This is a genomic window from Streptomyces sp. ADI96-02 (genome assembly GCF_003846185.1).
Lineage (GTDB): Bacteria > Actinomycetota > Actinomycetes > Streptomycetales > Streptomycetaceae > Streptomyces.
In genome coordinates, this window is the sequence record NZ_ML123034.1 from 2,029,889 (window position 1) to 2,043,589 (window position 13,701).

Consider the following 13,701-nt stretch of genomic DNA (forward strand, 5'->3'; position numbering starts at 1 on the left):
GTCATACCCCCACCCCTTTCGCCGTCGCCGTTGGTCACGGGCGTGACGACCATGGCTCTGTCGGCGTTGTCCCTGTCATGACTGCGAACGAGTGGCTGGAGTACCGGTTGGCGCGAGCGCCCATGCTCAGCGAGGAGCAGGTGGACGAGATCCTCAGCCTCATGGGGCTGGAGCAGGGGCCGGCTGGCAAGGGCTACGCCCAGAGCGTCTTGTAAACCTTCGTTTTCGGGACGGTCGTGCCAGGCTCGGGGCGTGTCCGTTTCACCCACGCTCGGATGTCTCGTAACCCGTCCCGAAACATTTCCCTAAGAGGCTTTCGGGACACGTTTGTGAGACGGTCTCGCCATGGCCACGAACACCCCAGCCGCACAGGTCGAACGTCACGCCTGCCCGAAGTGCGATGCCCCCGCCGGTAGCCCCTGCCGTACGACCACGGGCAAGGTGGCAGCGAACTACCACACGGGCCGCTTCGCCCTGGTTCCCGAGCTCAAAGCGGAACTGGCCGTGAAGACCCCGGCCGACCGCAACCCCGGCAAGGCGTGGACGGCAGGCGCTCCCGTCACACAGGTACCCGACGCAATACCCGGCGCAGCGATCCGGCTGGGCTACGCCCGTTGCTCCACGGTCGGGCAGGAACTCCAGTCCCAGTTGGACATGCTTGCCCGTGCGGACTGCACCCGCGTGTTCTCGGAGAAGATCAGTACCCGCGTGAAGGAGCGGCCGGAGCTTGAGAGGGCGCTCACGCTGGCACGGGAGATCAAGGCAGCCGCACCGAATCAGCCCTTCATCCTGACCGTGGTCGAGATGAAGCGGCTTGCCCGCAGTGCGTCAGAGCTGATGACGCTGTCTTCCACCCTTCAGGCGGACGGCATCCAACTGGAACTCCTGTCCGGTCCCCTTCAAGGTGTCTACGACCCGAACGGGGCAGGTGCCATCGTGTTCGCCGTGCTCGCCGTCAGTGCAGAGGTGGAACGGGAAGGCATCCGGGAGAAGACGTTGGAAGGGCTGGACGCTGCGGCCCGCAAGGGCAACGTCGGTGGGCGTCCGTCCGTCGTGGATGACGACACGCTTGCCGTAGCCCGTGCCCGGCACGCCAAGGGAGACAGCGTCACAGCCATCGCCAAGGCCCTGGGAATCGGCCGGGCCACGTTGTACCGCCACCTCGGAGAGAGCGCCTGAGACAGGCGCGCAGACGTTCACGCAGGCCCCCGGCATCAGTCGGGGGCCTCTGTCATGCACCGTCACACACGGGCCTGCCGGGCAGGACAGGGCAGGTCGGGAGCAGCACGGTTCGGCGAGCACGTCACCAGGGCGACGGAGTGGAAGACAGTGCCCTTCAGGTAGTGGCCGAGGGATACGTCTCCTCCCCACGTCAGCCGCTCCACTGCGGCCTTCACCAGGAGAACCAGCCTGGTCACTTCCCGATCCTCATCAGAAGCGAAGCGAGGTGCGTACTCCGCAAGCTGGAGACCCAGCCACTCCCCGGCTTCCTTGGGCTCCGCCCACGTTCCGAGGATTACCGTGGGCGGCTTCATGAGCCAGTGCGCTGTCTGGATCGGGGGTACATCGGAAGTCGGGAACACCGTCACCGCTTCCCGGTACCGGTCCAATACGTCCCCATCGCTGCCCGCCGTCGGGGCCTGACCGGGCGGTCTGCGGATGCTCTCCTTGTCGAACGTCTTCTTCTCCCCCACCCATGCGTAACCGTGGTGGTGCACCGCTGCTCCGTTCCGAGGGATGACGACGGCCCCGCCCGTCGGCGTGAGGGCAGGGCCGTCAGTTCAGGTGGTGCCGTGGATCAGGCGGACAGGTCGAAGCGCGCGGGGTCGATGCCCGCCGCGCTCAGCTCGGCCGTGGTGAAGCGCAGCGGCTGAGCGTCCGGGCGCTTGCTGTCACCCATGGCCCACGCGTCCGGCCCGATCTTCGCGAGGGTTACGCATGCCTCGCCGTCCGGGTGAGTACTGCCGCCGCATGCCTTCGAGAACTCGGCTCCCTCGATCGGGAGCCCGTACAGGTCGGTCATCGTTGTGCCCTTCCTGATCTGCTTCACGGCCGAGCGAGTGCCGGCCGCGCCCCGCCCTCGATGGAGCGGAAGTCTTGGATGGGTGCTTCGGTTTCCCTGGGTCCGAAGCGGTTGCCCTCACTGCCCAGGGCGGCACCCCAGTCAAGGGGCGGACCGGGCCGGAACCTGGGCACGTCAACCCAGACGAGACACGTCCTGTCTCTGCTCAACGGCTTGTCGATCGGGGACTACCTGCCTCCCGCCGGGAGGGCAGCGGTGACAGGATTCTGTGATCGGCTCAGGGAGCCGAGGGCACCCGCAGTGCCTCTGCGATCTGCTCGACCGCATCAGCGCGGATCATCCCGAGATGGACGTACGCCTGCCCGGTGTGCGTCACCACGGGCCGGACGCTGCTCCACGCGGACTCGGGAACGCCGAGCGCGGCGAGTGCCGCACGTATGGATTCCGTCGCGTCCGTTGCCTGAGTCCTGGCATCTCTCCACGTCTGCATGTCCATCAGTGGCCGGTCCCGTGCATCCGAAGCAGGATGTTGCAGTCGGCGACCGTGGTGCCGTCGCCCTCCAACCCGGCTGCCTTCCGGAGCTGGCCGAGCCGCGCGCACTCGGGGCAGCCAGGTACCGGACGGGGCGCGGGGCGCTCCTCCCGAATCGGCAGCTCTACCGCTGCTTCCTGCCACCGCGTGGGTTCTGTCTTCGTCGCCGTCGCGCCCTCCCTGTCGCTTCCGAGGTCGATGAACAGACCGTAGGGAGCGGGGTAGTGGAGGGTCTACGCGGTTGCATGCGGTTGCACGGATTCACCCGAGGGCAGCGAGAGCCTTCGTGATCAGGGCGCGGGCTTCGGCTCCGCGCACAGCGGATCGGGACAGCTCGGAGAAGGCACGGAGGTACGTACGGATCTCGCCGGGCGTGATCAGGTTGATCTCTGCGGTGAGAGTCTCCACCGCTACCTGTTGATCGTCGAAGGCGTAGAAGGCTTCGAGCGGCCAGACGGTACGGCGGGCCCGTGCGGGGATGATGCCGAGGGATACGTTCGGCTGCCCCATCACCGAGAGCACGTGTTCAAGCTGGGCCGCCATCGCGGCATCGTCGCTCACCCGGTAGTAGAGAACCGTCTCTTCGAGCACCAGGGCGAACCGATGGTCCCCCTCCCGGATCACGCGGGACCGTTGGGCCCGAGCCTGCACGGCGTCGGCCACGTCGTCCGGGGTTCCTTGGAAGGCTGTGATGGACCGTAGAAGTCCTGTTGCGTAGCCGGAGGTCTGGAGCATCCCCGGCATGACGTTCGAGGCGTACACGCGAAAGGAGCGGGTCCGCTGGTACAGCGGGACGGTCTGCTCATGGACTCGCCGCATCCCGTCACGGTGGATCTGCCGCCACTCGACGTACATCAACTCTGCGTTGCGGGACGCAGCGATCAGATCAGCCGCGTGATCGTCCGCCCCGCAGGCAGCGCACCAGGCACGGATGTCAGCGTCCGAGGGTGGCGTCTTGCCCCGCGCGATCCGGGATGACTTCGACTTGTGCCAGCCGCACAGAGCGGCCAGCTCATGCCCTGTCAGGCCAGCGTCTCGCATGAGGCCCTGCAAGCGGGCAGCCACAGCGACTCGTGCCGCCTGGGCGCTGGAGAGTGGAGAGGAAGGCATGAGCTGACCGGTAAGGAATCAGACGGCGTACTTCTCGTGCGGGATGGCTCGCTCCCACACCGCTTCGAACGCCGACGCGCACAGCTCAACTGCGGCAGGGTCTTCCGTCTGGTCAGTGTGGACCCACCGACCGACCCCATCGAAGACGTTGAACTGGACTAGGCGGCCGTCGAACAACCAGAAGTCGTTGCCCGGCAAGGCAAGGCCCGAGGCGCTGCGACGGGGCAGCCAACGGATCTGCTCTCCGGCCGCCACGTTCGTAAAGGTGCCCGAGTGCTCGAAGGCGATGTAGTCGCTGACGGGCTCCGAAACGATGCGGGCACGTCGGATGACAACGCCCTTGGCCGTGACCTCCTGAACGAGGTCAAGCCAGGGACGCCACCACGATCCCCGGTCCTCCGGGTCAAGCCGGTGCCCTTGCTTCCACGCGGCGAAGCCTTCGATCTCGTTCTCAACGCCGTACGTATCGCGCATCTCAAGATGCACGGCTGACTCCTGCACTGACCTGATGAGGTCAGAGAAGTCAGTCAGACTCTGCGACACGGAGCGCCTCCCTGAGAAGCGGGATCATCCGCTTCGGAACCCTGATCACCGACTCGTGCCCGGGGATCGGCACATCCCGCGAGCTCTCGCCCGTAATCCGCTCGTCTGCCGTCCACCCCTGGATCACAAGATCCTTCGACTCCTGATCCACCCACACAGCGGGTGATCCGTGATCTCCGGACTCGGGATCTTTACCGACGAACCGTAAGGCCATGGTGTCCCTCCCTGTCGAGCGCGTTGCGCCTGGTTGCACGACCTTCACTCTGTAGGAACCTGCGGGTCAAGAGGGCATGTTCACCCCGATCCGACCCGATGCTGTCCATCGGCGCCACGCAGAAGGCGCCCGGACCCTTACGGCCCGGACGCCTCTCTTCAGCTACACCCACTCGACCGCCGAGACGAGCCCGGATCTTGCCGAGGAGTAGGGAGCGGCGTACGCCGCACAGGGCGGGAAGCCTGCTCACGCTCCTTCGTCCCGAGCCCTCGAAGGATCTCGGTACGCTCCGCCTCGCTCATGCCGGCGAGCGTCTCAGCCATCCTCTGAACGGCATCGCCGCTGGTCACGGCTACTTTTTGACCTCAAGCGGGAGCAGCTTCTTGCCGGTCGGGCCGATCTGGATGTCCAGGTCGAGCTGCGGGCAGACTCCGCAGTCGAAGCAGGGCGTCCAGCGGCAGTCCTCGACCTCGGTCTCGTCGAGGGCGTCCTGCCAGTCCTCCCAGAGCCAGTCCTTGTCGAGGCCGGAGTCCAGGTGGTCCCAGGGCAGGACCTCCTCGTAGGTGCGCTCGCGGGTGGTGTACCAGTCGACGTCCACGCCGTACTCGGGCAGCGTCTTCTCGGCGCAGTCCATCCAGAGGTCGTAGCTGAAGTGCTCGCGCCAGCCGTCGAACCGGCCGCCCGCCTCGTAGACGGCGCGGATGACCGAGCCGACGCGGCGGTCGCCCCGGGAGAGCAGGCCCTCGACGATGCCGGGCTTGCCGTCGTGGTAGCGGAAGCCGATGGAGCGGCCGTACTTCTTGTCGCCGCGGATCTTGTCGCGGAGCTTCTTCAGCCGGGAGTCGGTGTCCTCGGCGCTGAGCTGGGGCGCCCACTGGAACGGGGTGTGCGGCTTGGGCACGAAGCCGCCGATGGAGACGGTGCAGCGGATGTCGTTCTGGCCGGAGACCTCGCGGCCCTTGGCGATGACGTTGACCGCCATGTCGCCGATCTGGAGGACGTCCTCGTCGGTCTCGGTGGGCAGGCCGCACATGAAGTACAGCTTCACCTGGCGCCAGCCGTTGCCGTACGCGGTGGCGACCGTGCGGATCAGGTCCTCTTCCGAGACCATCTTGTTGATGACCTTGCGCATGCGCTCGGAGCCGCCCTCGGGGGCGAAGGTGAGACCGGACCGGCGGCCGTTGCGGGTCAGTTCGTTGGCCAGGTCGACGTTGAAGGCGTCGACCCGGGTGGAGGGCAGCGAGAGGCCGATCTTGTCCTCGGTGTAGCGGTCGGCGAGGCCCTTGGCGATGTCACCGATCTCGCTGTGGTCCGCGGAGGAGAGGGAGAGCAGGCCGACCTCTTCGAAGCCGGTCGCCTTGAGCCCCTTGTCGACCATCTCGCCGATGCCGGTGATGCTTCGCTCCCGCACGGGGCGCGTGATCATGCCGGCCTGGCAGAAGCGGCAGCCGCGGGTGCAGCCGCGGAAGATCTCCACCGACATCCGTTCGTGCACGGTCTCGGCGAGCGGGACGAGCGGCTGCTTGGGGTAGGGCCACTCGTCCAGGTCCATGACGGTGTGCTTGGAGACCCGCCACGGCACGCCGGACCGGTTGGGCACGACGCGGCCGATGCGGCCGTCGGGCAGGTACTCGACGTCGTAGAAGCGCGGGACGTAGACGCCGCCGGTCTTCGACAGCCGGAACAGCACCTCGTCACGGCCGCCGGGCCGGCCCTCGGCCTTCCAGGCCCGGATGATGTCGGTGATCTCCAGGACGGCCTGCTCGCCGTCGCCGATGACCGCGCAGTCGATGAAGTCGGCGATCGGCTCGGGGTTGAAGGCCGCGTGGCCGCCCGCGAGGACGATGGGGTGCTCCACGGTGCGGTCCTCGGCCCGCAGCGGGATGCCCGCGAGGTCCAGGGCGGTGAGCATGTTCGTGTAGCCCAGCTCGGTGGAGAAGCTGAGCCCGAAGACGTCGAAGGCGCCGACCGGGCGGTGGCTGTCCACGGTGAACTGCGGGACGCCGTGCTCGCGCATCAGCTCCTCCAGGTCCGGCCAGACGCTGTAGGTGCGCTCGGCGAGGACGCCCTCCCGCTCGTTCAGCACCTCGTAGAGGATCATGACGCCCTGGTTGGGGAGCCCGACCTCGTACGCGTCGGGGTACATCAGGGTCCAGCGGACGTCGCAGCTGTCCCACTCCTTGACGGTGGAGTTCAGCTCACCGCCGACGTACTGGATGGGCTTCTGCACATGCGGGAGCAGAGCTTCGAGCTGTGGGAAGACCGATGCGGCAGACATCTCGCGAACCTTCGTGAGCCGGCAGGGGTGACCATCCAGCGTACCCCGGGGCTCACCCCTTCAGATCCGCCCGCAGTTCGGGCGCGCGGGCCCGGTCCCACACCTGCGGCAGTTCCCGCTCGCGGGCCTCGGCCGCCGCCTCCTCCCGCCCGTACAGCAGCCCCCAGGTGAACGCGGACTCGCCGGCCGCGTGCGACTGGACGGCGAGGGTGCGCAGGGCCTCGCGGGCCACGACGCTGTCCTGGTGGTCGCCGAGCAGGCTCTGCACGGCCTTCATCCGCTTGGCGAACCGCTTCGCCGGCGGGCCGAGCGCGGGCCGGGCCGCGTCGGCCGCGTACCGGGCGCGTTTGGCGGCCTTGCGGGCCTCGTGCATCGCCGCGTCCCGCTCCGGCCCCTGCGGCCGGGCCAGAGCGTGCTCGACGCGGCGGGCGAGGCGGTCGTAGTCCTTGAGGACCGCACGCGGCAGCGCCCGCCCCGGCGCGCGTCGGGCCGCGGGGCGCAGGGGCGGGTCGACGCTCAGCGCGTCCAGCGCGTCGAGCAGGGCGAGGTAGCGGTCCTGGTCCAGGAGGGCGACGGTCCTCGCGCGCGATCCGGTGCGCCGGGCGGCCGACCATGCCTGGAGCCGGCCGCGCACCGGGCCGAGGACCAGGGTGGCGGGCAGGGCGTCGGTACGGGAGCCGAGCCGCTGGTCCAGCACCTCCTGGTCGCGGTCGACGCCGAGCTCGGCCGCCAGCCACTTCAGCTCCTCGCCGACGGGGTCGGTGACCGAGCGGTCGAGGATCCTCCGGTACGTCTTGAAGGCGCTGCGCAGCCGTCGGGTGGCCACGCGCATCGCGTGGACGGAGTCCGGCAGGTCGCGGCGGACGGCGGGGTCGAGGGCGACGACGGTGTGGATCTGGTCGCGTACGTAGGCCATGACGTGGTCGCCCGCGGTCGCCGCCGCCTCCTCCTTCCCGCGTTTCCCCGTGCTGTCCTTCCTCCCGCTCCCCTTCCGGCCGCCCTCCGGGGCGGTCTCGGCCAGGGCCCGCGCGAGCTTCGAGGCGGATCGCGCGGGGCGCACGCCCGCCTCGTCCAGCCGGCGCTCCACCGCGTCGAGGAAGGCCGGGTCGCCGCCGTCGGCGAGTTCCACCTCGATCTCGGTCCAGGCGGCGGTGGCTGCGGACGTGTCGCCCGCGAGCCGTTCGGCCAGCACGGTGTCGACGCTGGCCTCGGCGAGGAGGGCGCCGTCGGCCGCCGTCAGGTGGTACACGTCGCGCGAGGAGAGGAGCCGTACGACGGGCGCGAGCGGGGCGTCGCGGACCCGGGAGCGGAGCAGCGCGGCGAGGGCGTGCGGCACGGTGTCGGAGAGCGGTTCGTGGATCTCGTCGCGGATGCCGGAGGCGACCGGGAACTTCAGGTGCCAGCCCTCGTCCGCGCCGCCGGTGCGGCGGCGCAGCGTGAGGGAGTCGGCGGCGAGGCGGAGGCCGGCGGTGTCGTAGTAGACGGCGTCCAGCTCGGTGACGCCTCTGGGGACCACCGCGTCGACGCCGGGGACCCGGGTCAGGTCGGGCAGCCGGGTGGCCGCGGTGGCTTCGTACTTCCGCTCGATCTCGCGCTTGGTGTCCGCCATGTACCGAATCTAGACGCGATCGGCCGGGATGGGGAGAGGGCCGCCCGGGGGCGGCCCTCCCTGTTCGGGCCGATCGGCCGCGGGAGTACTCAGGCCGACATCGGCCGCTGCACCCTGATCGACTGGAGCAGTCCGATCGCGACCCAGACGGCGAACATCGAGGACCCTCCGTAGGAGACGAAGGGCAGCGGCAGTCCGGCGACCGGCATGATGCCGAGCGTCATCCCGATGTTCTCGAAGGACTGGAAGGCGAACCAGGCGATGATGCCGGCGGCGACGACCGTGCCGTACAGCTCGGTCGTCTCGCGGGCGATCCGGCAGGCCCGCCACAGGACGACGCCGAGCAGGAAGATGATCAGCCCGGCGCCGAGGAAGCCCAGTTCCTCGCCGGCGACCGTGAAGACGAAGTCGGTCTGCTGCTCGGGCACGAACTGCCCGGTCGTCTGCGTACCTTCGAAGAGGCCGGTGCCGGTGAGTCCGCCGGAGCCGATCGCGATGCGCGCCTGGTTGGTGTTGTAGCCGACGCCCGCCGGGTCGAGCGCCGGGTTGGCGAAGGCGGCGAAGCGGGCGATCTGGTAGTCGTCGAGCAGCCCGAGCTGCCAGATGGAGACCGCGCCCGCGGCGCCCGCGCCGAGCAGGCCGAAGACCCAGCGGTTGGAGGCGCCGGAGGCCAGCAGGACGCCGAGGACGATGACGGCCATGACCATGACCGAGCCGAGGTCCGGCATCAGCATGACGATGGCCATCGGGATGACGGCGATGCCCAGCGACTTCGCGACGGTGCGGTGGTCGGGGTGGAGCTGGTCGCCGGCGTCGACACGGGCGGCGAGCAGCATCGCCATGCCGAGGATGATCGTGATCTTGGTGAACTCGGAGGGCTGGAGCGAGAAGCCGCCGCCGAGCTTGATCCACGCGTGCGCGCCGTTGACCGTCGCGCCGAGCGGGGTGAGCACGGCGAGGACCAGCAGCACCGACAGGCCGTAGAGGATGGGTACGGCGCCGCGCAGGGTGCGGTGGCCGAGCCAGATCGTGCCGATCATCAGGGCCAGGCCGATGCCGGTGTTGAGGACGTGCCGGAAGAGGAAGAAGTACGGGTCGCCCTGCGTGAGCTGGTCGCGGTTGCGGGTGGCGGACCACACCAGCAGCGAGCCGAGGACCGAGAGCGCGAACGCCGCTCCGAGCAGGGGCCAGTCCAGCCGCCGTACGAGGGAGTCGCGGGCGGTCAGTCGGGCCCAGGAGCCCTGCTCGGGGACGTACCGGGAGACGGAGAAGCCACTTGCCATCAGGGCTGCCTCCTCGACGACGGCGAGCCGGTGAGTCCGGGCTGGCCCGCGGGCTGCACGGGCAGTTGGGCTTCGGGCTCCACGGGCGGTCCTTCCGGCTTGGCCGGCCGAGGATCGTACGGCTTGACCTTCGGGGCGTTGATCGAGCCGTCGGGCTGGACCTTCGGCAGGGTCTTCTGGGGCGCGGGCAGCAGGGCCCTCTTGAGGTCCTGGTTGCCCTCGGCGTCGAGGCCGTAGAGCGCGTCGTAGATCTTGCGGACGGCGGGCCCGGCCGCGCCGGAGCCGGTGCCGCCCTGGGAGATCGTCATGACGATGGTGAAGTCGTCGGTGTAGGTCGCGAACCACGCGGTGGTCTGCTTGCCGTACACCTGGGCGGTGCCGGTCTTGGCGCGCATCGGGATCTTGTCCTGCGGCCAGCCGCCGAACCGCCATGCGGCGGTGCCGCCGGGCTCGACCACCGAGCGCAGCCCCTTGTCGAGGTCCTTGACGGTCTGGGCGTCGACCGGCAGCTTGCCGGTGACCTCGGGCTTGATCACCCGGACGTCCTTGCCGTCGTTGCTGATCACGGCCTTGCCCACCGAAGGCGCGTGGATGGTGCCGCCGTTGCTGATGGCGGCGTAGGCGGTGGCCATCTGGATGGGGGTGACGAGCACGTCACCCTGTCCGATCGCGTAGTTGATGCTGTCGTACGCCTTGAGCTGGTTGCCTTCGAGGCAGCTCTCGTACGCGATCTGCTGGACGTAGGTGCCGCCCCTCTTGCCCTCCTTGCACCAGGCGTCCTTGTTGGCCTTCCAGAAGTTCTGCTTCCACTCGCGGTCGGGAATGCGGCCCTTGACCTCGTTGGGCAGGTCGATGCCGGTCTCGGCGCCGAGTCCGAAGTCACGGGCGGTGCGGTAGAACCAGTTCTTGGCGTCCTTCTTCGGCTTTATGCCGCCGTCCCGCACCCACTCGTCGTGGCCGAGCCGGTAGAAGACGGTGTTGCAGGAGTACTTGAGCGCGTCGCCGAGGGTGATGGGGCCGTGCCCCTGGGACTCGAAGTTCGCGAAGGTCTGGTTGCCGAGGCTGTAGGAGCTGCTGCACTCGTAGAGGTCGTTGAAGCGGTGGCCACCGCGCACCGCGGCGCTCGCCGACACCACCTTGAAGATCGACCCGGCGGGCGCCTGGCCCTGGATGCCCCGGTTGAGCAGCGGGTAGTTGGACTTCTTGCTCGTGAGCTTGGCGTACTCCTTGCCGGAGATGCCGCCGACCCAGGCGTTGGGGTCGTAGTCGGGCTGCGAGGCCATCGAGACGACGCGGCCCGTCTTCGACTCCAGGACGACGACCGCGCCGGAGTCGGCCTCGTACTTCCGGCCGGTGATCTTGTCGGTCTCCTGGCGGACCGTCTTCATGGCCTGCGCGAGTTCGTACTCGGCCACCGCCTGGACGCGGGCGTCGATGGAGGTGACCACGCTGGCGCCGGGCTCGGCCCGGTCGTTCTCGGCCTGCCCGATGACGCGGCCCAGGTTGTCGACCTCGTAGCGGGTGACGCCCGCCTTGCCGCGCAGCTCCTTGTCGTAGGTGCGCTCCAGTCCCGAGCGGCCGACCTGGTCGGAGCGCAGGTAGGGCGATTCGCTGTCCCGGGCCTTGGTGATCTCCTCGTCGGTGACCGGGGAGAGGTAGCCGAGGACCTGGGAGGTCTTCGCCTTGCCGGGTGCGGCGTAGCGGCGTACGGCGGTGGGTTCGGCGGTGATGCCGGGGAAGTCCTCGGCCCGCTCGCGGATCTGGAGGGCCTGCTGGGTGGTGGCCTCGTCGGTGACCGGGATCGGCTGGTAGGGCGAGCCGTTCCAACAGGGCTGCGGCGTCTTGGAGTCGCAGAGCCGGATCTTGTCCTGGACGTCCTTGGCCTTCATGTCCAGGACGTCGGCGAGCCGGGTGAGGACCCCGACGCCGTCGTCCTTCATCTTCAGCAGCTCGGTGCGGCTGGCGGAGACGACGAGCCGGGTCTCGTTGTCGGCGAGCGGGACGCCGCGCGCGTCGAGGATGGCGCCTCGCACGGCGGGCTGGACGACCTGCTGGACGTGGTTGTTCTTGGCCTCGTCGGTGTACTCCTGGCCGTTGCGGATCTGGAGGTACCAGAGCCGGCCGCCGAGCGTGAGCAGCAGGGAGAAGACGAGGACCTGGATGACGACGAGCCGGATCCGGACCCGCTGGGTCCGTCCGGTCTCGGGAATGTTGCTCACGGTGCGCCCCCGGCGTTCCGGCAGGTGGTGCGGGGGGCGTCCCCCGCGGCGTACGGCGTCACAGTCGCTTGACCCCCTTGATCCTTCCCGCGCGGGCGGCGCGGTTGCGGGCGGCCTTGACGCGCAGTCCGCCGCGCTGGCCGCCGATCCGCAGGCCGGTGCCCGAGGCGAGCCAGCCGGCGGCGACGTCGTTGCCGCCGGACGCCTCGGCGAGCGGGTCGTTCTCGGTGCGCTTGGCCAGCGCCATGATGAGCGGCACGGTGAAGGGGGCCAGCAGCAGGTCGTAGACGACGGCGGTGAACAGCAGGCCGGTCAGGCCCACATGGCGGGCCGCGGTGTCGCCGACGAGCGCGCCGACACCCGCGTACAGCAGGGTCGAGCCGATCGCCGCGCCGACGACGACCGCCATCGGGGCGAAGGCCGACTTGAGCCGGCCGTTCTCCGGCCGGGCCAGGCCGGCGACGTAGCCGACGAGGCAGAGCACCAGGGCGTAGCGCCCGGCGGCGTGGTCGGCGGGAGGCGCGAGGTCCGCGAGCAGGCCCGCGCCGAAGCCGATGAACGCCCCGCTGACGTGCCCGTAGACGAGGGCGAGCGCGACGACGGTCAGCAGCAGCAGGTCGGGGACCGCGCCGGGGAGTTGGAGGCGGGCGAGGACGGAGACCTGGACGACGAGGGCGACGACCACCAGGGCGATGGAGAGCAGAGTCCGGTTGAGGCGCATGGGGATCAGCTCTACTCCTGGTCGTTGACCGCGTTGTCGGGTTGCTGGTCGTCGCCCCGGGCGTCGCCGCCCGCGCCCGGCTTCTCGTTGACGTTGCCGACGACCTTGCCGGCGGCGTCGACGAGGTCGCCGTTGGGCTGGACGGTCACGGTGACGGTGGGCGTCGGCTTGGGCTTAGCGGGCTTGGCGGGCTGCTTGGGCAGGACCATGTCGCGCGGGTCCTCGCGCGGGGCCTGGACGACGACGCCGACGATGTCGAGCTTGGTGAACCCGACGTACGGCTTCACGTAGACCGTCCGGGTCAGCGCGCCGCCCGAGGGGTCGACCCGCACGACCTCGCCGACCGGCACGCCGGGCACGAAGGGCTTGTCCTTGCTGGAGCCGAAGGTGACCAGCCGGTCGCCGGCCTTCACCTGGGCCTTGCCGTTGAGGAACTGCACCGACAGCGGGCGCGCGCCCTGCCCGGTGGCGAAGCCGAGCTCGTCGGTCTTCTCCATCCGGGTGCCGACGGTGAAGTCGGGGTCGTTGGCGAGCAGGACCGTCGCGGTGTCGGGGCCGACGGTGGTGACCCGGCCGACCAGCCCTTCCCCGTTGAGTACGGTCATGTCGCGGCGGATGCCGTCGTTCGCCCCGGCGTCGATGGTGATCGTCCAGGAGAAGCCCTGGGCCGCTCCTATGGCGATGACCTCGGCGCCCTTGATGCCGTACCGTCCGGCGCCCGCGTTCTTCATGATGGCGTCGAGCTGGCGGACGCGGCTGCTGGTGCGGTCGTCGCTGCCGAGCTTCGACTTCAGCGCGGCGTTCTCCAGCTCCAGGGCGGCGATCCGGTCGTGCCGGTCGCCGGAGTCCCGGACGGCCCCTACGGCGTTGCCCACCGGGTCGACCGCTGCCGCAACGCCGTTCTCGACCGGTCCGAGTACGGCGGCGGCGGCCTGCCGTGCTCCGTCCACGGGCGACTCCTCGCCACCGCGGATGTCCACCGTGATCAGGGCGAATGCGATGGCGATCAGCAGCACCAGGAGCAGCCGGCTCTCTCGTGTGTCCCTCACGTGCGGCGGCCGTGCCTTCCTCGTCGGAATGTTCGTGCCTGTGGTCGGCGCCCGCACGCCGCGGACTGCGCGCCGTACGGGTACCGCGACGATCTGTGTCAACGATCTATATCAACGATC

12 protein-coding genes are annotated in these 13,701 nt (G+C 69.5%); 2 read left to right on the forward strand and 10 right to left on the reverse strand.

What is annotated here, in order from left to right:
- Positions 1-77 precede the first annotated feature (77 nt).
- Positions 78-215: a hypothetical protein gene (locus EES43_RS30565; RefSeq protein ID WP_164493142.1), complete on the forward strand. Its 138-nt coding sequence runs from the start codon at positions 78-80 to the stop codon at positions 213-215.
- A 130-nt stretch (positions 216-345) separates the two neighbouring features.
- Positions 346-1,179: a recombinase family protein gene (locus tag EES43_RS08895; protein WP_124268228.1), complete on the forward strand. Its 834-nt coding sequence runs from the start codon at positions 346-348 to the stop codon at positions 1,177-1,179.
- A gap of 62 nt (positions 1,180-1,241) precedes the next feature.
- Here the strand turns inward: EES43_RS08895 and EES43_RS08900 are convergent, their stop codons facing one another.
- From EES43_RS08900 to mreC, 10 genes are all read right to left on the reverse strand, one after another.
- On the reverse strand, positions 1,242-1,718 hold the full coding sequence (locus tag EES43_RS08900) for a hypothetical protein (protein WP_124268229.1): 477 nt from the start codon (positions 1,716-1,718) through the stop codon (positions 1,242-1,244).
- A gap of 80 nt (positions 1,719-1,798) precedes the next feature.
- Positions 1,799-2,023, reverse strand: coding sequence for a DUF397 domain-containing protein (locus tag EES43_RS08905; RefSeq protein WP_073773495.1), 225 nt, complete (start codon positions 2,021-2,023; stop codon positions 1,799-1,801).
- Between the two features lie 793 nt (positions 2,024-2,816).
- On the reverse strand, positions 2,817-3,665 hold the full coding sequence (locus EES43_RS08920) for a helix-turn-helix domain-containing protein (RefSeq protein WP_124268231.1): 849 nt from the start codon (positions 3,663-3,665) through the stop codon (positions 2,817-2,819).
- A gap of 18 nt (positions 3,666-3,683) precedes the next feature.
- Positions 3,684-4,208, reverse strand: coding sequence for a DUF6879 family protein (locus EES43_RS08925; RefSeq protein ID WP_124268232.1), 525 nt, complete (start codon positions 4,206-4,208; stop codon positions 3,684-3,686).
- Between the two features lie 566 nt (positions 4,209-4,774).
- Positions 4,775-6,700: a TIGR03960 family B12-binding radical SAM protein gene (locus EES43_RS08935; protein WP_124268234.1), complete on the reverse strand. Its 1,926-nt coding sequence runs from the start codon at positions 6,698-6,700 to the stop codon at positions 4,775-4,777.
- A gap of 52 nt (positions 6,701-6,752) precedes the next feature.
- A complete protein-coding gene (locus tag EES43_RS08940) occupies positions 6,753-8,309 on the reverse strand; it encodes a CYTH and CHAD domain-containing protein (RefSeq protein ID WP_124268235.1) in 1,557 nt (518 codons plus the stop codon).
- 89 nt (positions 8,310-8,398) lie between these two features.
- The gene (gene rodA, locus EES43_RS08945) at positions 8,399-9,592 is read right to left on the reverse strand and encodes a rod shape-determining protein RodA (RefSeq protein WP_124268236.1); all 1,194 of its coding nucleotides are present in this window, start codon (positions 9,590-9,592) and stop codon (positions 8,399-8,401) included.
- Positions 9,592-11,811, reverse strand: coding sequence for a penicillin-binding protein 2 (gene mrdA, locus EES43_RS08950; protein WP_124268237.1), 2,220 nt, complete (start codon positions 11,809-11,811; stop codon positions 9,592-9,594). Before mrdA ends, rodA begins: the two co-directional genes overlap by 1 nt.
- A 58-nt stretch (positions 11,812-11,869) precedes the next feature.
- Positions 11,870-12,532: a rod shape-determining protein MreD gene (gene mreD / locus EES43_RS08955; RefSeq protein ID WP_124268238.1), complete on the reverse strand. Its 663-nt coding sequence runs from the start codon at positions 12,530-12,532 to the stop codon at positions 11,870-11,872.
- 11 nt (positions 12,533-12,543) lie between these two features.
- A complete protein-coding gene (mreC, locus tag EES43_RS08960; protein ID WP_124268239.1) occupies positions 12,544-13,581 on the reverse strand; it encodes a rod shape-determining protein MreC in 1,038 nt (345 codons plus the stop codon).
- Between the last annotated feature and the right edge of the window lie 120 nt (positions 13,582-13,701).